Annotated in this window: 18 protein-coding genes; 11 read left to right on the top strand and 7 right to left on the bottom strand. The window is 62.6% G+C overall.

All coding sequences use genetic code 11. From position 1 onward, the window contains the following. Positions 1-103: 103 nt before the first annotated feature. The 3 genes from phnC (at position 104) to P1T08_02355 (ending at position 4,191) form a co-directional block, all read left to right on the top strand. On the top strand, positions 104-856 hold the full coding sequence (phnC, locus tag P1T08_02365; GenBank protein ID MDF1594933.1) for a phosphonate ABC transporter ATP-binding protein: 753 nt from the start codon (positions 104-106) through the stop codon (positions 854-856). Further along, entirely contained in the window at positions 846-3,131 is a 2,286-nt protein-coding gene (locus P1T08_02360; protein ID MDF1594932.1) for an ABC transporter permease subunit, read from the top strand. Before phnC ends, P1T08_02360 begins: the two co-directional genes overlap by 11 nt. Positions 3,132-3,198: 67 nt before the next feature. Continuing rightward, on the top strand, positions 3,199-4,191 hold the full coding sequence (locus P1T08_02355) for an HD domain-containing protein (protein ID MDF1594931.1): 993 nt from the start codon (positions 3,199-3,201) through the stop codon (positions 4,189-4,191). Between the two features lie 436 nt (positions 4,192-4,627). On the opposite strand, the gene P1T08_02350 is transcribed toward P1T08_02355, so the two are convergent. Next, complete coding sequence (locus P1T08_02350; protein ID MDF1594930.1) at positions 4,628-5,293, bottom strand: nitroreductase family protein; 666 nt, start codon at positions 5,291-5,293, stop codon at positions 4,628-4,630. Positions 5,294-5,351: 58 nt separating this feature from the next. Beyond that, positions 5,352-6,611, bottom strand: a complete 1,260-nt coding sequence (locus P1T08_02345) for a HAMP domain-containing sensor histidine kinase (protein ID MDF1594929.1) — start codon at positions 6,609-6,611, stop codon at positions 5,352-5,354. A 154-nt stretch (positions 6,612-6,765) separates the two neighbouring features. On the opposite strand from P1T08_02345, the gene P1T08_02340 reads away from it, so the two are divergent. Continuing rightward, positions 6,766-6,984, top strand: coding sequence for a dodecin family protein (locus P1T08_02340; protein ID MDF1594928.1), 219 nt, complete (start codon positions 6,766-6,768; stop codon positions 6,982-6,984). Positions 6,985-7,113: 129 nt separating this feature from the next. On the opposite strand, the gene P1T08_02335 is transcribed toward P1T08_02340, so the two are convergent. After that, positions 7,114-11,004 (bottom strand): ExeM/NucH family extracellular endonuclease, encoded by a 3,891-nt coding sequence (locus P1T08_02335; GenBank protein ID MDF1594927.1) that lies wholly within the window; start codon positions 11,002-11,004, stop codon positions 7,114-7,116. Between the two features lie 238 nt (positions 11,005-11,242). On the opposite strand from P1T08_02335, the gene P1T08_02330 reads away from it, so the two are divergent. From P1T08_02330 to P1T08_02320, 3 genes are read left to right on the top strand one after another with little or no spacing between them, the layout of a single operon-like run. Next, complete coding sequence (locus P1T08_02330) at positions 11,243-12,061, top strand: crotonase/enoyl-CoA hydratase family protein (protein ID MDF1594926.1); 819 nt, start codon at positions 11,243-11,245, stop codon at positions 12,059-12,061. A gap of 1 nt (position 12,062) precedes the next feature. Further along, positions 12,063-12,710, top strand: coding sequence for an MgtC/SapB family protein (locus P1T08_02325; protein MDF1594925.1), 648 nt, complete (start codon positions 12,063-12,065; stop codon positions 12,708-12,710). A gap of 45 nt (positions 12,711-12,755) precedes the next feature. Next, positions 12,756-13,805: a mannose-1-phosphate guanylyltransferase/mannose-6-phosphate isomerase gene (locus tag P1T08_02320; protein ID MDF1594924.1), complete on the top strand. Its 1,050-nt coding sequence runs from the start codon at positions 12,756-12,758 to the stop codon at positions 13,803-13,805. 45 nt (positions 13,806-13,850) lie between these two features. Here P1T08_02320 and P1T08_02315 read toward each other — a convergent pair whose 3' ends face one another. Then, positions 13,851-14,096 (bottom strand): DUF1876 family protein, encoded by a 246-nt coding sequence (locus tag P1T08_02315; protein ID MDF1594923.1) that lies wholly within the window; start codon positions 14,094-14,096, stop codon positions 13,851-13,853. A gap of 302 nt (positions 14,097-14,398) precedes the next feature. Here P1T08_02315 and P1T08_02310 point away from each other — a divergent pair, with 302 nt between their 5' ends. From P1T08_02310 to P1T08_02295, 4 genes are all read left to right on the top strand, one after another. After that, on the top strand, positions 14,399-15,589 hold the full coding sequence (locus tag P1T08_02310; GenBank protein MDF1594922.1) for a HAMP domain-containing sensor histidine kinase: 1,191 nt from the start codon (positions 14,399-14,401) through the stop codon (positions 15,587-15,589). Positions 15,590-15,668: 79 nt separating this feature from the next. Then, complete coding sequence (locus P1T08_02305) at positions 15,669-17,063, top strand: AlkA N-terminal domain-containing protein (protein ID MDF1594921.1); 1,395 nt, start codon at positions 15,669-15,671, stop codon at positions 17,061-17,063. Next, positions 17,063-17,551, top strand: coding sequence for a methylated-DNA--[protein]-cysteine S-methyltransferase (locus P1T08_02300; GenBank protein MDF1594920.1), 489 nt, complete (start codon positions 17,063-17,065; stop codon positions 17,549-17,551). The genes P1T08_02305 and P1T08_02300 overlap by 1 nt, the downstream gene beginning before the upstream one ends. 82 nt (positions 17,552-17,633) lie before the next feature. Beyond that, positions 17,634-18,422: a hypothetical protein gene (locus tag P1T08_02295; protein MDF1594919.1), complete on the top strand. Its 789-nt coding sequence runs from the start codon at positions 17,634-17,636 to the stop codon at positions 18,420-18,422. Between the two features lie 186 nt (positions 18,423-18,608). Here P1T08_02295 and P1T08_02290 read toward each other — a convergent pair whose 3' ends face one another. The 3 genes from P1T08_02290 to P1T08_02280 all read right to left on the bottom strand — a co-directional run bounded on the left by P1T08_02290 (position 18,609) and on the right by P1T08_02280 (position 22,733). Further along, positions 18,609-19,259 (bottom strand): response regulator transcription factor, encoded by a 651-nt coding sequence (locus tag P1T08_02290; GenBank protein MDF1594918.1) that lies wholly within the window; start codon positions 19,257-19,259, stop codon positions 18,609-18,611. Continuing rightward, positions 19,259-21,097, bottom strand: a complete 1,839-nt coding sequence (locus P1T08_02285; GenBank protein MDF1594917.1) for an ATP-binding protein — start codon at positions 21,095-21,097, stop codon at positions 19,259-19,261. Before P1T08_02285 ends, P1T08_02290 begins: the two co-directional genes overlap by 1 nt. A 307-nt stretch (positions 21,098-21,404) precedes the next feature. After that, positions 21,405-22,733, bottom strand: a complete 1,329-nt coding sequence (locus P1T08_02280; GenBank protein ID MDF1594916.1) for a thioredoxin domain-containing protein — start codon at positions 22,731-22,733, stop codon at positions 21,405-21,407. Positions 22,734-22,993 lie beyond the last annotated feature (260 nt).

Here is a 22,993-nt window from a genome sequence, read left to right as displayed (position 1 = left end):
ATGCCGATTCGGGCGGGGTTGTAAGACCCCGCCTGAATCGCATTTGGGATCACCATCCGACCAGAATGGTGCCGCAAGGCTTGGAGGTACTGAGGGTGCAGTTGTGTTGAAAGTCGAGCATCTGACCAAGATCTACGACGGTGGCGTCCTAGCTCTGGAGGATGTGAGTTTCGAAGTTCCGGATGGTCAGTTCCTGGCGGTGATTGGATTGTCCGGATCGGGCAAGTCGACCCTCCTACGCTGCATCAACCGGCTGATCGAACCTACCGATGGGCGTATCACCTGGAATGGCGAGGACATCACGACGGCCTCCCAGGAAGACCTGCGACGAATCCGTCGCCGTATCGGCATGGTCTTTCAGCACTTCAACCTCGTCGAACGCTCCAAAGTCCTCACAAACGTTCTTTCCGGGCGCCTCGGCTACACCAACCCGGCCCTCAGCCTCATCAACCGTTACTTAAAGGAAGACGTCGCCCGCGCCTATGCGCAACTCGACAGAGTTGGATTACGTGAGAAGGCAAACAACCGGGCCGATGAGCTGTCGGGCGGTCAACAGCAGCGGGTCGGTATCGCCAGGGCGATGATCCAGGCACCGGAGCTGATTCTCGCCGACGAACCCGTGGCGAGTCTCGATCCAGTATTGGCGCACAGCATCATGCAGTACCTGGAGACGATCAACGACGAAGACGACGTGACGGTGCTTTGTTCGCTCCACTTCCTGGATCTCGTCCATCGCTACGCCGACCGGGCCATCGCGCTGAACGAGGGTCGGCTCGTGTTCGAAGGACCTCCTTCGGAGATCGATGACGAGCGGTTCAAAGAGATCTACGGGAAGGAGGCTGAGCGTGTCGGCTAGCAACGCCAATCCCGTCCCGAAGACGGAGAAACGCCACACCAGGCGCTGGTTCGTCATCGTGCTCGGGATCACCTTTGCCTTCGTTGCATATGCCTTCAGCGTTCAGGCCACCGAGGTCGACCTCTCGCAGATCAAGGATGAGACACGGCGGGAACAGCTATTCCGCATTCTGCGCGCCCTTGCACATCCTGATCTCGTCCAGTTCGACACCCAAGATATCCTCGTCAACTTCGACCTCTACGTTCCTTGCTCCGATGGGCCGACCGAGAACGACTTGACCGAGCCATACATCGTGGTCACTCCGCCATGCGGGAACCCCGGCGACACCGTCACCGTGGAAGGGTACGGTTTCCAGCCCGAGACATCGGCCGGACTGGACTTCGTGCCCGACTCGGACTTCCCCATCACGCTGACGCTGGCCCGCTTCGACACCGACGCCGATGGATTATTCACAGTCGAGGTCGAGCTACCGGCCCGGGAATCGGAGAACCCTCAGCAGATACAGGCTCGAACCAAGACTGAAGTCGGCTCGTGGACAAATCGGGTTTCAGTCTGGACCGACGCCAATGCAAACGGTGTCGAGGACGATGGGATCATCCCCAACTCAGGGGAGATCGTGATTGACGTGACCACCGGTCGAGTGCAGTCGATCGGGGCGGTGGCACTCGTCGACGCTGAAGACAATCCCGTTCAGTTCATCGCCTTCGGCAATGAGAGCATTCCGCGATCGGGGCCCGCGCAAGGCGAGATTCCCTTTGTAGTCGGCGCAGACCTCGAGCAGACGTTCACCGGCGACGTCACAGGCAACAGCGCCGAGATCGTTCTCAGCTCGACCGACCTGGCTGCCGAGACGCCGCAGGTGACCATCTCGGGCGAATCGGGAACGGACCTCAGCGAATGGGCGGTGGTCGTCTACGACACGACGGAACTCAACCGGTTCGACCGGACGGCCGTTGGTGACCTCTTCGCACTCTCGCCGAGGCTGTCCGAGAATGCGCTCAGTACGTGGGACAAGATCATCGAGACGGTCGCCCTGGCGTTCCTCGCCACAACCGTCGGCACATTGCTGGCAATACCGCTGAGCTTCATGGCCGCCAGAAATCTCATGCGTGACATCAGCACCCCGGTGATGAACTTGTCGCTCAATCTCCTCGCCATCCCGGCCGGGCTGTTGGGAGGCGCGGTTCTGGCCGGGTGGGCAAGTGATATCGCAGACCTGTTCGTTGACAACTGGCTCATGCTGCTAGCGGGAGTCATCCTGATCCCTGCCGCCATCCTGTACGCCTTCCGGTGGGCAATTCCCGAGGTCGAGGACGAACCGCCGTCCACAAGGATCAAGGCGACAAGGGGTGGTGTACTCGGAGTCGCCGCCTTTGCCGGCACGGTCGTGATGTATCTCCTCTCGGAACTGTCGATGAATGTCGGGGGTTGGCTGGCTGACCGTCTCGGCGTGTTCGCGTTCCTGGGTAGATTCATCGCCACGATCGGCGAGTTGCTGGCGGCCATCCTCGTGGTGATTGCCGCCCTGTTGGGTGCCGGAGTCCTGGCCAATCTGGCAGGCAGACTCGGCTACTCGTTGCGGACCAGACTCCCGGCAGGCGTCGTTCGAACCATCAACCTGCCCCTGGCGGCGGCGGCAGGTGCCATCGTCGCGGTGATCATCGGGGCCGTCATCGAGTGGTTCTACGAGATCGGAAACCCGACCAGGACCTTATGGATTCCGCTGGTCATCGGCACCGTCATCGGCCTGGCCCTGGCGATCCGAGCATACCGAAAGGAGTCGGTGAGCGTTGGTCTGGTGATCTACTACGCGGCTCGCACGCTGTTCAACACGCTCAGGTCGATCGAACCTCTCGTCATGGGCATTGTGTTCGTTGTCTGGGTTGGGTTCGGGCCGTTCGCCGGCTCATTGGCCCTCGCTCTCCATACGACGGCTGCACTCGCCAAGCTCTACTCCGAGCAGGTCGAGAGCATCTCGGCCGGACCTCTCGAAGCGGTGCGTGCTACCGGAGCAACCAGATTGCAAACGGTGGTCTATGCCGTGGTGCCGCAGATCATTCCGCCGTACATCTCGTTCACTATGTATCGGTGGGACATCAACGTCCGCATGTCGACGATCATCGGTTTCGTCGGAGGTGGTGGCATCGGCTTCTTGCTGCAGCAGAACATCAACCTCCTGCAGTATCGGGCCGCAGCCGCCCAGATGCTGGCGATCGCCATCGTCGTTGCCAGCATGGACTACATATCTGCACGGTTGCGTGAAAGGCTCGTCTGAGGTTTGTACGCCTTCATCGGACCAGCCGGGTTCTAGGTTCTGAGTTCTAGGTTCTAGGTTTACCGGTATGAGGTTGATCAAGCGAGAAGAGCGTGAGGCGCGGGAGCGGGAACTGCTCTCGCCCGAGGCGACGCTTTCCTCTGAGTCGAAGGGGCGGGCAGCTGACGAGGAACCGGATGAGTACCGAACGGCCTTCGAGCGAGATCGGGATCGGATCCTCCACTCGAAAGCCTTCCGGCGCCTCAAGCACAAGACCCAGGTCTTTCTCAACCCCGAGGGCGACCACTTCGTGACAAGACTGACCCACACGCTTCAGGTGACCCAGATCGGTCGAGCGATAGCTGTGCCGCTTGGCCTCAATGAGGCCCTGACCGAGGCGATCTGTCTCGGTCACGACACCGGACATTCGCCTTTCGGTCATACAGGCGAAGATGCCCTCTCGCCGTACGTGGATGGGGAGTGGATGCACTCTCAGCAGAGCGTTCGATTGCTGAGCGTGCTGGAACCTCTGAACCTGACGTGGGAGACCCTCGACGGTATCCGTGCCCACTCGTGGAAAGTGGATCCTCCACCGAGCACCCCCGAGGGTTTCCTCTGCCGGTTCGCCGATCGGATCGCCTATCTCACTCACGACGTCGAGGATGCGCTGCGGGCAGGTGTCATCGCACCCGGCGACTTTCCCGGAGAGGCCATGGACACGTTCGGGGAACCGGGTTCTGAGTGGATCGACACGATGGTGCGGGCGGTGATCGAAGAGTCGCTCGAACAAGGCCGGGTCGCCATGCGCCCGGAGGTGCTGAGCGTGATGCACCGGTTCAGGGAATTCATGTTCGAGCGGGTGTATCTCGGAGCACACGGCGAACGGCAGAAACACGCCGCCATCTGGGTCATCCGCGATCTCGTCGACTACTTCATAGATCATCCCGATGAGGTGCCGGAGACGTACCGGGTCGACGACGCCGACTCCACTGCCCGGGCTATCGACTACGTCTCGGGGATGACCGACCGTTTCGCCCTCCGCCTGCACGACTCTCTGTTCCGCCCGGAGGGAATCGCCTAGTCGCCGAGACGCGTTTCTCTCCAACGGCACGTGAGGCGGATGCCGAGTCTGCCAGGCAGAAGGGCCAACCGTGGAGCAACGAGTACCCGCGTTTCTCCCCCACGGCACGTGGGGGAGATGCCGAGTCCTCTCGGCAGAGGGGGCACATGCAACCACGACGCACATAACTCAGCCGCCCTCCCCCACACCCTCAGCCCCCCTCCCCTCGAAGACTCGGGACTCCCCCCACTCCATGGGGGGAGAACGCGCTATGCGGTCCTTGACACCCAACCGTTCTTCCTCTCAACAGCATCGTGGCCGCCACCCGAAAAGAACGCCTCAGACCCCCAGCAACACCCATACGCGTTTCTCCCCCACGGCACGTGGGGGAGATGCCGAGTCCTCTCGGCAGAGGGGGCAAAACCCGCAACCCGCGACCCGCAACCCGCCACTCGCTTCAGGTGCCGTAGCCCTCAGGCTCTACCCACATCGGCTCATCGAGGGTCCAGGGCACGGACGTTCCCCATCTTTCCGCGTAGACGATGGGATGGACGGGATTGCGTTTGGCGGTGCCCCACCGACCCGTTGGATAACCCGCAGACACGGCAGCCTTGAGTTCCCACCCACGGTCGATCGGAACATCCAGAACTGCGGCCACTTCGGCGGGCTTGAAGTGGCCGAGGATGGTGGTCAGGCATGTGCCGATCCCGCAGCCGCGCCCGGCGAGCATCAGATTCCAGACTGCCGGGAAGATGTTCGCCCCATCGGGATCGTTTCGGGTGTAGACGAAGAACCAGAGCGGTACATCCTCGAAGTGGTCGGCCAGCCACTGCGACGAACGCAGAATGCGGGCGGCCTGCTCGTCACCGGCGGCGCGGGCGCGCTCGGTGGCCTCCTTGTACACGGTGCCCTGGAGAGTGGCGAAGGCCTGGCGGTACAGGTCACCGAGTCGCGCTTTGATGCCGGACTCGGTGATCGTGATGAACCGCCCGGTCTGCGAGTTGCCGCCGGATGGGGCCCGGATGGCGCCGTCGAGCATTCGGCGGACGACGTCTTCGGGCACGGCGTCCGGCTTGACCCGGCGCATGGCGCGGGTGGTGTAGAGGGCTTCGGAGAGTTCCATCCAGACAGCGTAACTGCCGGGTGAGTCGGACCCATGCGGCGATCGCTCGAGTGGGAGCCTACGCGCCGGCGATTTCCATGGCCGGAGCCCGGGGCAACGACAGCTCGAAGACGCTCTCACCGTTGTGCCGGTAGGTGAGATCTCCGCCCATCCGGCGGGCCAATTGCCGTGAGACGGCGAGGCCGAGCCCGACCGACGCAGGTTGCTGATCCTTGCCGGTTTCCCGCTCGTACGGTTCAAAGATGCGTTGCCATCGATCCTGAGGAATGCCCGGACCGTTGTCGCATACCCGCACATTGACGCACTCCGGTCCATCGCCGATCTCCACCCGTACCTGATCCCCGCCGTACCGGAGGGCATTGGTGAGGAGGTTGCGCACGATCTGTCGCAGCCGGGCTGGGTCGGCCAGTGCCTTCGCCTCCGACGAGGAAGTGACTTGGATCTCGCTCCCGATGCTCTGCTCCCAACCTTCCAGGACCTGCGCCACCTGCGCCCGGGTATTCACGGTCACGGCGATCACCGACAACTCCCCGATCTGGTCGCGCGCTGCCACGAGGAGGTCGTCGACGATGCCTGCCAGGTCGAACGCCTCACGGGCGAGCGATGCGATCAAATCGTCGATCTCGTGCTTGGGTAGGTTGCCTTCACGCAGAATTTGTGAGAAACCAACTACCGCGGTGAGTGGCGTACGGAGTTCATGGCCGACGCTGGCGAGCAGTTGCGTTCGTGCTTTGTTCTCTTCGATGGCGTCCTCGAGCATCGCCTTCTGGCGGGCACGGGTGCGGCGAACCGATTCACCGACCGCAACCAGCAAGATGCCCAACGCCACCAGGAAGACAAAGGCTGCTCCCATTCCCAGATACATCCGGGTAGACCCTCCGACCGACGTGATCGCCGAGAAGTAGACGGCGACGGTCCACGCCGCGAAGTAGCCGATCATCAGTAGGGCGCGATTGAGGGGAAGAATGAGAAGTGCCGCGGCCAGTAGGTACGCGAACGGACCGGCGATCAGAGCCGGGCCACCGATCACAATCACTGCCAACGTCAGCACTGCTCCGTCAAACACCATCCGGAGCACGGGCACGACGGTAGAACTCCGTGTTCGTTGCCACAGGGCATCCGCGGTTGCCGCCACGGCAAGGGCGACCGCCAGCCAGGCACCACTCCGAAAGTTCCACGAGGAGGCAAAGATCGCCAGCGCGCCGGCACTCGATGCTGCGGTGAACGCCCGCACCATGTGGTACGTCGGGGCGATGTCGGAGAATTTGACCACCGACTCACTTCGACGCAGCCTCTGCGCACTTGCCATTTGCGTCATACGTACACTGTCGGCTCCATATGCCACCTCTATAACCCCTTTCCGGGCATTCCTGGTGTCGATCGGATGGGTCTGCGACCTGCGATTCACTCGAACTTCGGCACGTTCAGCGTCGGCCTAGCATCGTGGAGAACGCTGAGCAGGAGGAATAGGAATGTCAGAGTCAATCGATCGCGGAGCGGTCAAGGTCATCGAGATCATCGGAATCTCGGATCGCAGCTTCGAAGACGCCGTCTCACAAGGCGTCGCCAAAGCCGCGGAAACCGTCAAAGGCATAACGGGAGTCGAGGTGACCAACCAGACCGCCCGGGTATACGAGGGAAAGGTCGTGCAATACCACGCCACCCTCAAACTGGCCTTCGCCGTCAAGTAGTCGGTTCTCCGTTTTCGCGCGGGAATCGCACCCTATGAGGTGGGATTCCCGCGCGAAAACGGGTTTGAGACAGGGAAGCGGGCCCCGAAGGGCCCGCTTCTCGTTTGCTCCCAGCCTCCCAACTCGGAACTAATTCTTCGATACCTTCTTGTTGCGTTGATCGTGGGGGACGGACACGAACACGTCCGTGAGGAGCGCGTTACCGGCGCCGTCCCAGGCATACGCCGTGATCGTGTAGGTCCGTCCGAGCACCTCGGTATAACGCTCGGCCCGCAGATCCACAGTCGTGTCGCTCGTGATTACCACGTCACTTGGCAAGTCGTACATGTCGTAGCAGCAGTCCAACTCGGATGAAACGGCCTCGAGGATCTCTATCCACAGGTCCGCCTCCGCGTCAGTACCACTGACCACTACCTCACGGTATTCGTGATTCGGCGGCCAGAGCCTGTTTGGCGCTACCTCGACGACGAAGTCGGACGCTGCAGTGAGGTCCAACCCAACGATCACCGGATCGTGATCCGACGCCCGATAGGCGTTTGGCTCGTAAAGCAGAACCTGTGCGTCCTTCTTGAAGGACGTGTCGTAATCGAGGATGTCGGGCTCATCGGAGTTGATGTGCCAGGCAGCCGTGCCGGTTACCTGCGAAAGGACCGAGCTACTTCCGAGCGCATGATCGAGGTTGCCGAGCTGCCCATCGAAGACGTAGGTGTACTCCTCCGGACCGTCGTACAGCGCGAGGAGATTGGTGTACCCAGCATCCTCGAGCGCACTGACCGGGGCCTCCTTCGCATAGCTGTTCAGGTCACCGATGATGAGAACATCATTGTCTTGGGTTGCGGCCGGAAGGTCCGCAACGAAGAGCAGCAGGGCTTCGGACTGCGCCACCCGCGTCAAGTTGCAGTTCCCGGACCCGTCGCCCGTGTCGGGATCTCCAAGTGAACCACACGACGAACCCTTCGACTTGAAGTGGTTCGTGACCACGGTGAACACCTCGCCGTTGCCGTCCGCGAACGTCTGAGCGAGCGGCGGACGCCCGACGGGGTCGTCCCCGCTGGCTGAAACATCGAAGGCCGGGTCCTCGAGCGCTACCGGTGTCCCGATCGGGGTTACCGACTCAGTCCGGTAGATGATCTCGTTGCGAACCGGGTAGTCGTTGTAGTAGGTCGCTTCACCTGCCCACGCCCACGTTCCGTCGCCTTCGACTGCGTTGAGGGCTTCAACCAGTGCCAGCACCGGATCGTGGGCGCGATTCGGATACACCGGTTCATCGTCCCGGATGTCGTTCTCGATCTCCTGAAGTCCGAGAACGTCCGCGCCGGTGCCGATGATGCCGGCCACGATCTTTGTCAACTGGCGCTCATACTCCTCTGCCGTGTCGGCACCGCGACACTCATCGAGTCCGGTGGGGCCACAGATGTCATTCACACCATCGTCCAGGTGCGTGAAGAGGTTCAGCACGTTGAACGAGGCGACCTTGATCGACGCTTCGCCCACATCAGGGGCATCTGCCCGAGGGTTGATGGCGTCGTAGTCGGCACCTTGGGTCGGCTGGATCTTGTAGTTCCCGAAGGAGTAGTCGAGCACACCGGTCACATTGGTGACATGGTCACCCCCCCGGAACCGGTTGGTGAGATCGAAGATCGCACCGTTGGGATGAATCGCCGGATCCGGATTCTGACTCCCGCGTCCGTCATCCAGAGTGATCCGGTTACGAAGGTTTTCAGCCAGAAGATCTGTCGCCTCCGACGAACCGGGCTCGAAGATCTGGGTCGGCTGGAACTGCCGGCCGTTCGACAGCACCATCTCGCCGAAGCGATCGAAGTTGAAAAACTCCGAGATACTGAGGCTCTGCGGGAAGGTGATCAACATCCCCTCGTAGGACTCCCAGGCGCCGGGGTCGACCACCGGGAGAACCACCTCAGTGGGCGCAACTGAACCCGTTCCACAGTCGATCACGTTGTCGACCGACGTCAGTTCGGTGAGTCCGTTGAACTCATCAACCTCTGCCAACACTCGCACGTGGTCACCCACGTTCACGTCGTAGCCCCACGTATCGCGGTGGTAGACCATGACACCGTCGGATGTCGCCGAATCCGCATCGCCTACAGGATCCTGAATGTAGAACGCACTCAGCTGCGAGCTCGCCTGGAAATCGGCCGTTACGACGCCTTCCGTCCAAACGTCCGTCCCGTCGTAGCTGCTGGCCGCCCCACTTCCCTGAATAGCGAAGATCGGAGTGAACGGGGCCGAGCAAGAGTCGAGGCCGATGTCGGTCAGGCTTCTGGGCTCGATCTTGAAGTCACCGAACGAGAAGAACAGGGGCCCTTGAACGTAGGTCAGAACGTCGCCGTTCGTCGGATCGTACGTGTATGAACCGAGATCATCGACGACCACAGGTCCACTCGAATCATCGATGATCCATTCACCAAACCCGAGGTCATCGTCCGTCACAGTCGCGTTCTCGGCTCTGACGAAGACCGACTCCCACGCCTCATCCCCTACGGCTCCGGTCGCAAGGACTTCGGGAGCGGGAATGGGATTGCCAGTGCCGAGCACGGTCACGACTGCGCCGGCGATCTCCGTGAGCCCGAAGTACTCAGAGACGACGCCCTCGGCCAGCACCAGGTCGCCGAGCTCGACCGCTTCAGTCGGTCTGAACAGCATTAGGCCGGAATACGGACCCGTGCCATCCTGAATGAAGACGTAGTCACCGAGCACGGCCGTCACCACGCCCTGCGTGCGGACCCGGTCGCCCTCGAAGGGCGAGCCTGTCCCGACGACGGGCGTCTGAATCTCAACGATCGTGAGATCGAGCGTCGGCGCAACACAGGTGTTCGTCGCTCCCGGCGTCGGCAGGTATTGCGCATAGGTATCAGTGTTTAGGGCACCGCCCGATCCGTTGGGGCAACGCTGGTTCGAATGCGCGGTCCCGTCTCCACCGCCGCGCTCATTAACTTGTGGCTGCCCGGCGTTGAGGAGCACGAGAAGCCCCGCGTCGTCGCCATCGTCGGTGTCGTACACGATCGCGTCGATCAAGCCGTCCGCTGTGACCGGCGTGTCGTTCGGATAGTTGACTGCGTCACCCTCGACGAGAGCAACAGCATCAGGACCGTTTTGGATCAGATCCGTATCGGGAGACACGTCGAGGTCGCAACCGGCGACGTTCGCAGTATTCCCACATAGGACGAAGTAGCCGTCGGCATTCGTTGTGTAGCCATCTAGATCGAACGAGAGGTATGAGACGTCATCCGATCCGTTGTAGAGAACAATGGAGTGTCCGTCGAGGGTGGTCGCTCCGAAGCCACCGTCGAATAGCTCAACGAACTCACCTGCGTCGGTCCCAACCTGATCCGCATCTACCTCGTTGATGATCAACGCAGGCGTGGGAACAACCACCCCACCAAACGTACCGAGGGGGAACGGGGTCGTAGCGGTGGCATTCGAGGTCTCTCCATCGAGCGCGTTCGGATCGGAGAACGTCCAGTTGGCCAGCACGAACGTCGAACCGTCTTGACCTGTGTCGGCAACCCGGTAGGCCCAACCGTCGAGGTACTCCCAGGGTTGTCCCGAACCATCGACGTTTATGTCGCCGAATACGTCGACGACGATGCCATTCATGAAGAGTTCGATAGCGTCGTCACCGTTCACGTTTGCCGCGGCACTGGTGTAGTCGGGAGCGAATCCGAAGAAGTCGGTGAACCCAACCGACTCCGACGCGACGTAGAGGTAGGTCCCGGCGAGAGCGGAAACAGCCGGGAACGTGAACTCCTCGCCGTCGGTTCCTCCGCCGTTGTTGGCGGAGCCGACGCCGTAGATGCTCAGGTCGTCGATGTCGTTGACCACGTATAGCTCAATGGCCTTCGGGATTCCGCCGGTCAGTGGCCCGTCGACGACACCGGAGATAACGATGTCTCCGGTAGTAGCCGCCGCGACCGGCAAAGCAACTACCGGCAACAACGCCATCAACATCGCCAGTACCGTTACCACGGCAAGACTCGAACGCGTTTTCCTTCTTCTCATTTCGTCCTCCGATATTGGAAACCTCGACCAGCCACAACGTGACGACGGGCTAGGACAGGAATAACTGTTGGAGATCGCCCCTTACGGAACCTCCGCGACTCTTCTTCGCCGACGCACTAGACCGGCACGCTCCCCAAACTAGCGAACGCTATTAGTGGTCGCAGCGCCGATGGAACCTACCTTTCGCGCTCATGGTCGGGTTAGTCACCGCGACCACCGCGCCTCTAGGCTTCGCGGCATGGCGTTCACATCCGAAGTCCTCACCATCGAATACGACGATCACGTCGCCACCCTCTGGCTCGATCGGCCCGACAAGCGCAACGCAATGAATCTGCCTTTCTGGGAGGACATCCCCAAGGCAATGGAGGAGCTCTCCAACGACCCGAACGTCAGAGCCCTCGTCATCGCCGCCCGCGGCCAAGCGTTCACAGTCGGAATCGACCTCTCTCTCCTGGCTCAAGTAGCCGGCCAGAGACAAGGCTCGGATGCATCGCGGAAACTCGCCCGCTACGAGGAAGTCAAGCGGTTCCAGTGGACGATGACGTCCATCGCCCAGTGCCCGAAGCCGGTCATCGCCGCGGTGCACGGCTACTGCCTGGGCGCCGGGATCGATCTGATCACAGCCTGCGACATCCGGCTCGCATCAGAGGACTCCGTGTTCTCGATCCGGGAGACGAAGATGGCCATGGTGGCCGACGTCGGAACGGTTCAGCGGCTGCCCCGACTCATCGGGTCCGGCCACGTTGCTGAGTTGCTCTACACGGGCAAGGACATCGATGCCGCTCGCGCCAAAGAGATCGGCCTGGTCAACGACGTATTCCCCGATCAGGACGCAGCCGTCGAAGCTGCCCGAACGATGGCTGCTGAGATTGCGGCCAACTCGCCACTCGCCGTACAAGGGGCCAAGCGGGTCCTCGCCGCAGAGGCCGACATGACGGTCGAGGAGGCCCTCGATCACATCGCCCTCTACAACTCGGCCTTCATCGAGTCGCACGACATCATTGAGGCGACCTCGGCATTCTTCGAGAAGCGCTCACCGGAATTCAAGGGGGAATAGCGTGGGCATCCCACTCGCCGACGCTGCCCTCCGCCTCCTACTCGCCGCTCTGCTGGCCGGCGCGGTCGGCCTCGAGCGGGAAGTCATGCGCAAGGCAGCCGGTTTTCGAACCCACATGCTGGTCGGCCTCGGTGCTGCCCTCTTCACCCTGCTCTCCATCGAGGGTTTCGGTCGCGACGGTGATCCGGGCCGGGTGGCCGCTCAGATCGTGACCGGCATCGGCTTCCTCGGCGCCGGCGCGATCTTCCGGGAAGGTGCGACCGTCAAGGGACTCACCACGGCGGCAGGGCTCTGGGCGGTCGCAGCCATCGGCATGGCCGCCGGGGCAGGGCTAACGGCACTGGCTACCGTCTCCGCCACGATCGTCCTGCTCGTCCTCCTGGGGTTGCGAACGCTCGATTCGTGGATGGACCGCCGTCTCGACGCAGGCAAGGCGACCATCGAGGTCAGGCTCTCCGACTCCACTCATTTCGGGAAGCTGTGGAAGCTGGCAACCAAGATCGACCCGACCGTCGAGAACGTCGCCTTCAACAAGGGTCAGGATGACGGCGGCATCATCACCCTCGATATCGATCCGAAGCGAGCCGACGCCCTCATTGCTCTCTTCGAGAACGAGGATGGTGTCCGCAGCGCGGAGCGGATCAGTTGAACTGTTCGCTACCGTTCGCATCGAAATCGAGATGAAGGTGTTCCGATGATCGTTCCAGTGATCCTGTCCGGAGGAGCGGGAACGCGTCTTTGGCCCATCTCGCGGCTTCGCTCCCCGAAGCAACTCGCCTCACTCACCGGTACCGAGACCCTTATTCAGGCGACCGCCCGGCGTATTTCAGAACTCGAGGACGTCGACAACCCGATCGTCGTCTGCAACGAGCAGCACGTGCAAGAGATCGGTGGCCAACTTGCACCGATCGGCGTGTCCCCGCGCTTCATCGTCGAACCGGTCGGCCGGAACACCGCCCCGGCCGCCGCCGCAGCCGCCCTGGCCGCCGGCCGCGAAGCGATCCTCCTCGTATTGCCTTCCGACCACATCATCGCCGACACCTCCGCCCTATTCCGGGCGATTGGCATCGCAGCAGAGTTCGCAGCCAGCGGCCATCTGGTCACGTTCGGAGTCGTACCCGATCGTCCCGAGACGGGCTACGGATACATCCGGAAGGGCTCGGAGGTCGGTCTGGCCTTTCACATCGACCGATTCGTGGAAAAGCCGGACACCGAAACGGCCGAGACCTACCTCGAGCAAGGCGACTACCTGTGGAACAGCGGGATGTTTCTGTTCCGGGCCGATGCCTACCTCGAAGCCCTCGAACGGCATGCCCCGGAGATGGCGAACGCGCTGGCAGCGACGATCAACGCCTCCGCCGTGCAAGAGAACGTGCTCAGACTCGACCCCGACGCGTTTGCCGCCTGTCCGTCCGACTCCATCGACTATGCCGTCATGGAGCGCGCCGACAACGGCATCGTCGTGCCGCTGGACGCCGGCTGGAGCGATGTCGGATCATGGGATGCCCTGTGGGAACTCAGCGAGAAGGATGCCGACGGCAACTCAGCGTCCGGGGACGTGATACTCGAGGGCGTCAAGCGTTCAATCGTCCGGGGAAAGGACCGCCTGGTGGTAGTGATGGGTCTCGAGGACGCGATCGTCATCGCGACGGACGACGCAGTGCTCGTCGCGACGAAAGAGCGCGCCCAGGACGTCAAGAAGATCGTCGACAGGCTACGAACAGCCGGGCGGCCCGAAGTCTGACGTTCCGCGACCAGCCGCACGGATTCCCGCGGTCGCGCTTTTCACCTAGCCGACTAGGAACAGCTCAACCTTCGATTGCGCGGCTTCCATCACCTCAACCGTGAGTTTCTGGAGTGCACGGGCGATGGCGAGCTCTTCACCGATGACGGGCATGGGTGGATCCGTCGGATTTCGACGGGCCTTGCCGACAGCTTCGAAGTGATCGCCGCGAAGGTTGAGGACGGCATAAGCGATCGTATCGCTGTCGTCCTCGCTCAGATGAAGGTCGCAGGTGACATCTTTCTCGATCATGACATCCCCTTCCGGGCTGGGATCCGGTGGCGGGCGACCACCGGGACTCTCTACACCCAAACGTACACGGCCAACGTCGTAGATGGCGGCCGCCCTCCCTCGAACGTTTCTCCCTGTGCCCATTGGAATCCATGCACGAAGCGCATATAGTGATTGCAGTAACAACTAGAAGCTGGATCGGGTCTCCGCTGAACGAGCCGCACGAGGTAAACACGAACGAAGTGTGGACTACCTGCGGCAGGACGTCCCTTCACCGTTCGCAAACGCGAACTCCTGGTTGACTCGGTGGATAGAGGAACGGGATGGGAGCACCGAAAGTGGCGGTTGAATACCGCCTCCAACTCACCGCGACCTACCTGACGATCCGCGTCTGGGTAGGCCTCGCTTCGCTGATTGTGATTCTCGCCGTCGCGTTCGCGGGGTCCACGACTGGGCGATGGATCTGCTTCGGCGTCGTCGGTGCCGATCTGGCGATCAACGTCTACGAGCGCAAACGGACCCACCCGAGAGCCGTCATCTCGCTCATCGCCCTCACCTCGATGCTCGGAGTCCTCGGCATGATTCTTCAGGTGCCGGCACTCATCGCCTCATCCCTCGTCTTCATCATCATCGCCGCCACGGTCATCACGACGGTCCCCCAGGCCCTGGCGATCGTTGCCTACTCGACTGCGTGGACGGTCGCCGGACTGTTGATGTCGAGAGACGGCGGAGTTCCGTCGTTCTTCGCCAACGCGGTCTCGATTGCTGCGTTCGGAGCCGCCAGCCTGGTGTTCGTCATCGCGCTCACCCGTCGACTCGACCTGTTGGACAGGTTGCGGAGCCGCATCATCAGCAGCGTGAGCCACGAACTCCGCTCTCCATTGACCGGTCTCCATGGTCTGGCCACCGTCCTCAAGGACAACTACCAGGGCCTCTCAGAATCTGAAACCGCCGAACTAATCGATTTGCTCGTGCTCGAGAGCGCCGAAGCGACCGCCCTGGTCGAGGATCTCCTCACAGCGGTTCGGCCGACCGAACACTTGCGGCTGAATCGAGCCACGGTAATGCTCGATGAGGAAATCGCCACGGTCGTGGCCATGTTGACGCCGGCAATGTCGAAGCCGGTTACGGTCGTCGACGGGTCGGGCCTCTCCGCGTATGCCGACTCAACCCGCTTTCGACAGATCCTCCGCAATCTCCTCACGAATGCAGAGCGCTACGGCGGCCCACGAGTTGAGATCCGAGCCGCCCGTATTGGAGACAACGCGATCATCACGGTGAGCGACGACGGTCCGGGAATCCCTCCGAGCGAGCAAGAGGCGGTTTTCGACGAGTGGCAGGGGTCCGACGTCGGCAGTCAGCATCCTGAGTCGATCGGACTCGGCCTCACGATCTCCCGCCGCCTCGCCAGAGCGATGGACGGCGATCTCACGTACCGGTACGTGAACGGCATGAGCTCGTTCACCATCACTCTCCCGATAGGCGCCCCCCGGCTGGCGTCCGCTTCGACCTGAGTCCGGTCATATTCGGACAGCTTCGGAGGTAGGACGGCTCTGTCCGAAAACGTCGCATACAATCGGCGATGATCACGTCATGCAGTTCCAAGCAGTCCGCACCACAGGGATCTACTGCCGCGCCGGATGTGCGGCAACGCCGCACCCAAAGAACGTGGCACCGTTCGCGAACGCCGTCGCAGCCGAGGCCGCCGGGTTCCGTCCTTGCCTGCGTTGTCGCCCCGAGCGAGTTCCCGAACGCCTGAACCCGGCCGGTTCGCCTGTCGTCGAGCACGCCGTTCTGCTGATCAGCGAGGGGTTTCTCGACCGCCACACCGAGGATGAACTCGCCGCCCGGGTCGGATACTCGACCCGGCACCTGCGCCGTCTGTTCAATGACTCGGTGGGGGCCAGTCCGAGCTTCGTTGCACGTTCCCGCCGGGCCCATTTCGCCAGGCGGCTGCTGGACGAATCGGATCTCCCGGTTTCGGCGATCAGCCGGGCGGCAGGGTTCACGAGCACCCGCCAGATGAACAGGGTGATGAGGGAGGTGTTCCGATTCACCCCGACGGGCTTGCGCTCCCGGCGCCGCGCCGCCGACAGGCTCGTCACCGACGGGGGTCTCCGCTTGCGAATTCCATACGAGGGTTTGATCGAATGGGACACTGCACTCGACTTCCTGGAGCGGCGGGCGATGCCCGGGGTCGAGCAGATCAGCGGCGGCGTATACAGGCGCCTCACCACCACCTGCGGCTACCCGGGCGTCATCGAGGTCGGGGACCACGGAGACGGCCGACACCTCGAGATCGTTGCCCACCTCCCGACGTTCGCTTCCATCGTCGACGACGTCGCGCGGGTTCGACAGTTGTTCGGCCTCGATGACCCACCGGCAGCTGAAGCACTTCGGACCGATCCCGTGCTGCAGCCGCATATCCTCCGTCGGCCGGGGCTCAGGGTCCCCGGATCCTGGAACCGGTTCGAGACCGCCGTCCGGGTGCTGCTCGGCCAGCAGGTGTCCGTAGCGGCCGCCACGACCCTGGCCGCCCGGATCGTCGACCGATATGGGGAGTCGTTCGATGTCGAGCCGTTCGGGCTGTCCCGCCAGTTCCCCCCGGCGGATACATTGGCCGGCGCATCCTTCGACGGTATCGGAATGCCGGAAACTCGACTCGCCATGGTCCGGGGTTTTGCAGCAGCCGTCGCGGACGGTTCCATCGATCTCTACGCGGCTGGTTCTCTCGATGACGTTGCGTCTCCTTTGCAGGCAGTTCCCGGCATCGGACCGTGGTCGGCCCAGCTGATCGCGCTGCGGGTGCTGCGGCATCCCGACGCATTCCCGGCGTCGGATCTCGGTCTGCGGATCGCCGTCGGCCGGCTCATCGGGGAAGACCGCCCGCCCGGTCGGGTCGTTGCGGCGTATGCCGACCGCTGGCGCCCGCATCGAGCACTGGCCGCCCAGTACCTATGGACATCCCTGCACGATGAGGAGCTGTGATGCTGTATGAAACGACCATGACGAGTCCCGTCGGACCACTTCGCATCATCGCCTCGGACCGGGGTCTCCGTGCAGTGCTCTGGCCGGACGACGAACGATCGCACACGATCATCGACGAACCGACCGCAGAGGGAGTGGACCATCCGATCGTGATGAGAGCCGTGGCACAACTCACCGAGTATTTCGAAGGGGCTCGCACCGGGTTTGATCTCCCCCTTGATGCAAAAGGAACCGAGTTCCAGACGGCTTGCTGGCAAGCGCTCGCCGGGATCCCGTACGGATCCACCGTCAGCTACGGCGAGCAAGCCCGACTGATTGGACGCCCCAATGCCGTCCGTGCCGTAGGCGCCGCCAACGGTCGCAACCCCATTTCGATTGTGGTGCCGTGTCACCGGGTGGTGGCGTCCGGCGGGGCCCTGACCGGCTTCGCCGGCGGCCTCGCCACGAAGCAATGGCTTCTCGACCACGAAGCGACCGCCAAACCCTGAGGTCGCGAAAAACGACCACGCGGGACAGTTGCGAACGTATGTTCGCTTGACGTAAGGTCGCGCCCCGAAACGAGGGGTCGGTATGTCAACAACTCCATCGGTCCCGTCGGAGCTCTCCGACGGCATCCCGGTCGAGGTCCGGCAACGTCTCCGTACGCTGCGAGTGAGGTACGGACGAGCACACTTCACGTCACCTGCCAGCCGGCTCGAGCTGGCCGCCAATCGTCGCCGGTTCATGCTCGCCGAAATCCGTAAGGAGATCGCCGAACTCGAACGAAGGGCCGAGGTGATCGAGTCCGAGCTGCGCGGATTCGGCCAAGGGGTAGCCGCTCTGGCCCGCGAAGAGATCGCCGAATACGAGCGGTCGTTCCCGGAAGCATGGTCACCGACCCCTGTGCTCGGCTACCGGCTCTGGATGCTCAACGACAACAAACTGGTCGGGGCACGCCAAGTATGGGAAACCTCGTCCTTCGTGGCTTCGTGCGCGGCCTATCCCGACCTCGACGAGATCCCTCACACGGATGAGCGGTGCGGGCGTCTCGGCTGCGGCGTCTACGCGACCAAGGAGTTCGAATCACTCCTCGAACCTCACGTGCGTGAGTCCGACCGTTGCTACGCGGCCGGATTGGTGGCGATGACGGGCAAGGTCGTCGAGCACGAAGACGGGTACAGGGCCGCACAAGCAGAAGTGGTATCCCTGGCGTTGATCGGGGACGACCGGGAGGTTTACACGACCGACCGGGAGTTGATCGCCGAGGCATTCGGGGACCCCCTGGCAACACTCGGCGCCCGGTCCGAGCCGCTCAGAACGCCGGTCCTGGACCACATCACAGCCCATTTGTCGAAAGAGAGAGGAATGCCGTGGATATAGGCAAACGCAAGCGAGTCATCTTCGTCGAGCCGTTGGAAATGCCGACCGAACCGGAGGTGCCGCTGGAGAAGCCGGAGCCGGAGCCGGCCCCGGCCGAGAAACGCTGACACCTCAGACCCGTTCTTGCGTCAGAAACCCGCCAGAACTGCGCGCTTTCTGACGCCAGAACGGGGGTGGGTGGGCCCGTCAGGCCTCGATCAGCCCCTCGCGGATGGCGAACCTCGCCAGCTCAACTCGGTCGTGGATGTCGAGCTTGTCCATCACGTGCATGATGTGGTGCTGAATCGTCTTGACGCTGATTCCGACGAGCCGGGCGATCTGTTTCTGGGACATTCCCGCCGCCACATACCCGAGCACTTCCCACTCACGGTCGGTGAGCGTCGTCGATCGGGCACTGGAACCATCGTCGAGCCGGGCTCCAGACGGGTCGATGACGATCCGGTCGAGGACGGCCAACGAGAAGCTGGTTGCACCACGATGCACCCTCTGGATGGCTCCAACTATGGCTTCGGGGGGTTCCGATTTCGTCAGGTATCCGGATGCTTCGACACTCAGGGCTTGATCGATGTACCGATCGTGGACGAATGCGGACAGGAATATGACCCTTGTGGACGGAGACGCCTTGCGCACCTCTCTGGCGGCCTCGAACGCAGACATGCCGGGCATGTCGATGTCGAGCACCATCACGTCTGGTTGGGAGGCAACGGCCAACTCAACCGCATGGTCGCCCGATGAGGCGAGTCCCACGATCTCCATGCCCTTGCGGCTGAGGCGCTCGCGCAACATGTCCCGCACGAGCACGTGATCATCGGCGAGAACGACGGACACGCTCATCATCACACCGCCGCTCCCTCAACCAGGCTCGAGGCGACGTCCGCCAGCCGGGCCATCGTGAACGGCTTTCGGAGCACAAAGGCCGATCCCCGCAGTTCCTCCTCCAGGCCGGGAGCCGACGTACCGGTGATCACGACGGCGGGGATCTGCACGCCGTCGGATCGCAACCGTCGGATGCAGTCGACTCCACTAGGCGGAGGGATGTCCACGTCGGCAATCAGCAGCCGCACCGCCTGGCGATGGCGCTCATACTCCGTCAGGAACTGGTCACCCGACGCGGCTTGCACCACCTGGAATCCTGCGGTCTCCAGGGTCTCGGCGATGATCTCGCGCACGTGCTGGTGATCTTCCACCAGAAGAACGAGTTCGTTGCGATCGTGAACAGCGACCGAAGGGGGCGAGAGGGCCGTTCCGTCTTCGACGGGCGCGTCAATCGCCGGCAGGCTAATGATGAACGAAGTTCCCGTCCCCGGTATCGAATCGACGCGGATGCTCCCACCGTGATCGGTGACGATGCCGTGCATGATCGAGAGTCCGAGGCCGGTACCGTGCCCGGGGGCGCGAGTAGTGAAGAAGGGTTCGAACACTCGACCGATGATGTCGGGCGGAATCCCCTCCCCGGTGTCCGTGACTTCTACCATCACTTTCGGTTCGGCGTCGACGGCCGTTGTGCAGAGCCAGCTCCGGACGAGCAACCTTCCACCCTCCGGCATAGCTTCGTTGGCGTTGAGGGCGAGGTTCATGAGCGCCTGTTGCAGCTGCGTTCCGTCGCCGGAGACCCACAACAAGGTATCGGCCGGATGGTCGATCTCGAGGTCGACCGACGCAGGCAGCATCGGTTCGAGAATGCGAGCGGTCGAGTCGATCAGGGTGCCGACCTCGACAGGCGCTTTGTTGGATTCAGACCGCCGACCAAACGTCAGCAGTGCCCGTACGACTCCATTCGCCTGCTCAGAGGCATCTTCAATTCGCTCGAGAGCAGGGAGAGCGGGATGGTCTGATGCGAGGTGTTCCTTGGCAGAGGTGGCGGATCCCCAGATGGCGGTAACCAGGTTGTTGAAGTCGTGGGCGATCCCTCCGGCCATCAGACCCAGGGCGTCCATCTTCTGCGCCTGGAGCAGTTCCTCCTCCGCCCGGTGCCGCTGGAGTTCTTCTTCCTGCAGGCGAGTCTGGCCCCTCCGGATCTGGCGAATGAACAAGCCCCAGGCGCCGACGGCGAGTGCGAAGAGCAGTAGGGAAATGCCGACCGACAGTAACTCACTCCTGCGCTCCTTTTCGAGTTGCTCGACGAGATGCTGGCGGCTGGCAGTCCACATCTCGCCGAGGGCATCGGAGTAGTCGGCCCGCACTCCGCTGAACTGGCTTCCGGCGATTTGGGCGGCGGCCAACTCCGGTTGGCCTGCCGAAACCAAACGGACGACTTCGGTCACATGGTCGTTCAGAGGTCCGGTTGCCGCCTCCAGGTCTTCCACGGCCAGCAGCACCTTGCCTTTGGACAGGCGCATCGCCTGCTCGAGTGCGGTGTTGAGTTCCGTCGCGGTGGCGTCGTAGCGGAGCCCAAGTTCCGGAAGAGGCGAGGCCGAAGCCTCCGGGCCCCACAAGAAGAGACTGTGCTCGATCTCCTCCGTGAGGTAGTCGAGTCGTTCGCCGGCGCTGTAGGCAGCCTCCACGGACCGCGTCGGACACTCACCGGCATCACGCTCGGCCACCGCTTGAGAGGACTCGTAGAGGTGCCAGGCCTGCCAGCCGAACATGACGGCAGTCAGGAGGGCGGCGACCACCAAAGTCACCCTACCGAAGCGCCAACCATCGGCCGGCGGCGCCGCTTCCGGTCGTGTCATCTCACGCCCCCCGGATATCTCGGTTGCCGGATCATCGGGCGGTCGGCTCATAAGGCAGCCTTGTGGCCCCTTATCAGTAGAGCTTCTAATTGGCCCGGAATAACCCGACTGCAGCTTATCCAACGCCGGTGGAGCATCCCAGAGTCGAAAGGCCCATATAGGGAGCATTCCCGATTCCGCGCGAGGTCCGCCCTCCATGCGTTGGGCGTACGCTCCGGTCATGGAGCACGTCGCGGCCGGGTTCGACCCTTGTGCTCAATCCAGCGCCATAGGTCGCGTGTAGGCACAACCGACGTCGAAGAAAGGGCTACTCCCCCGGTATCTCCTCGAAGGCGGCCACGAACTCCTCGAATGGTTGAGCGCCGTCGATAACTGAGGCCCAGCCGTCGAACAGAACCACGAAAGTAGGGGTGGAACCGAAGACCTCAGAGGTGTCGTAGAGATCGTCCACTACCCGCTCTAGGGCCGTCCGGCTTCCCACACACGAGGCGAAAACCCCTTCATCGAGTCCCAGTTCGCCGGCGAGCTCAACCAACACCGTATCGGGCGGCTCGACCGCCCAGTCATCCACCCGTTCGAAGAGCAGGTCATGCATTCCCCAGAAGGCCTGCTGGTCACCGGCGCACTCGGCGGCGGTGGCCGCCGCCAGAGCTTGTGGATGGAACGGCAAAGGCATGTGTTTGAACACCCACATCACCTGTCCGGTGTCGATGTATTGCTCGTTGAGATCAGGTTGGGTCTCCAGAGTGTGGCGCTGGCAGAAGGGGCACTGGAAGTCGGAAATCTCGATGACGACCAGGTCCGCTTCCGGGTTGCCCCGGTAGGCGTCCCCGGCCAGGGTGTAGCCGGGACGTTCGGGATCGGGGGCCAGACCGTCCTCGCTTGCCCAGAGTGGAAGATCGGGCTTGTCCTCGGGCGGATCGGTGGCGACCGGCGTTTCCCCGGAAATCACCGCGTCGATGGCGGCGACGAACGTCTCGACCGGTTGAGCACCCACCACTTCGACGATCTCATCGGTGCGATTGTCAACGATCTGGAAGCCGGGAGTCCCGGAGAACCCCAGCTGGCGAGCCTGCGCGACCCGTTGATCGACAACCGAGACGGTCCTGCCTGAATCGAGACATGCCTGGTAGGCGTCCAGATCGGCCCCGATCTCTTCGGCTACTCCGGCCAGGTAATCACTGTTGTCGAAGAGGGAGGTCCATTCGCTCTGGCCGGCGAATAGCTGGTCGTGCATAGCCCAGAAGAGGGCGGCGCCTTGCTCGGCGATGCACAACGCGGCGGCGTGTCCGGAAGGAGCGGTGGGGTGAAGTTCGGCTAAGGGGTAGTCCCAAAACACGAATCTGACCTGTCCCGAGGCGGCGTATTGCTCTATCAGCTGGGGATTGGTTTGGGTGGCGTGGCGACCGCAGAAAGGGCATAGGTAGTCCGAGAACTCGACCAATGACACAGGGGCGTCGGGATCACCCAGGTAGGGGTAGCCATCGTCGGTGAACCCGACCGGCAGCCCGTTGTAGGTGCCTTCGGCCTCGGCGGGTGCCGTTGTACTAGTGGTCTGTCTGCTATTTGATGACCGGGGTAGGCAGTGCCACGAACCCTGCCACAGCGGGGATCGTCCGGCAGGAGACCAAGTCACCAAATCCGCGACGGACCACTAGTGGCCTGCGTGTCGTCCGATCCATCTGAGCAAGTGCCGGCTGCAACACAGTCGATGGCGGTCGTGGTCGGAATTGCAGTGGTCGCCGTCCCGGTCCCGTTGTTCGCGCAGGATGAAACGACCAGGGCCAGGGCAAGTAGGACCGCGGCAGCGAATACGAGAGCGGTTCTCCCGAATCGCCGGTGGCGGCCCTCCGAAGTTTCTGCGGGCTTTCTCATCTGACGCCCCCGGGGTATGAG

The organism is Acidimicrobiia bacterium, from assembly GCA_029210695.1.
In the GTDB taxonomy this organism is placed as follows: Bacteria; Actinomycetota; Acidimicrobiia; order Spongiisociales; family JAHEDJ01; genus JAHEDJ01.
This window is presented reverse-complemented; position numbering and strand designations above follow the sequence as displayed.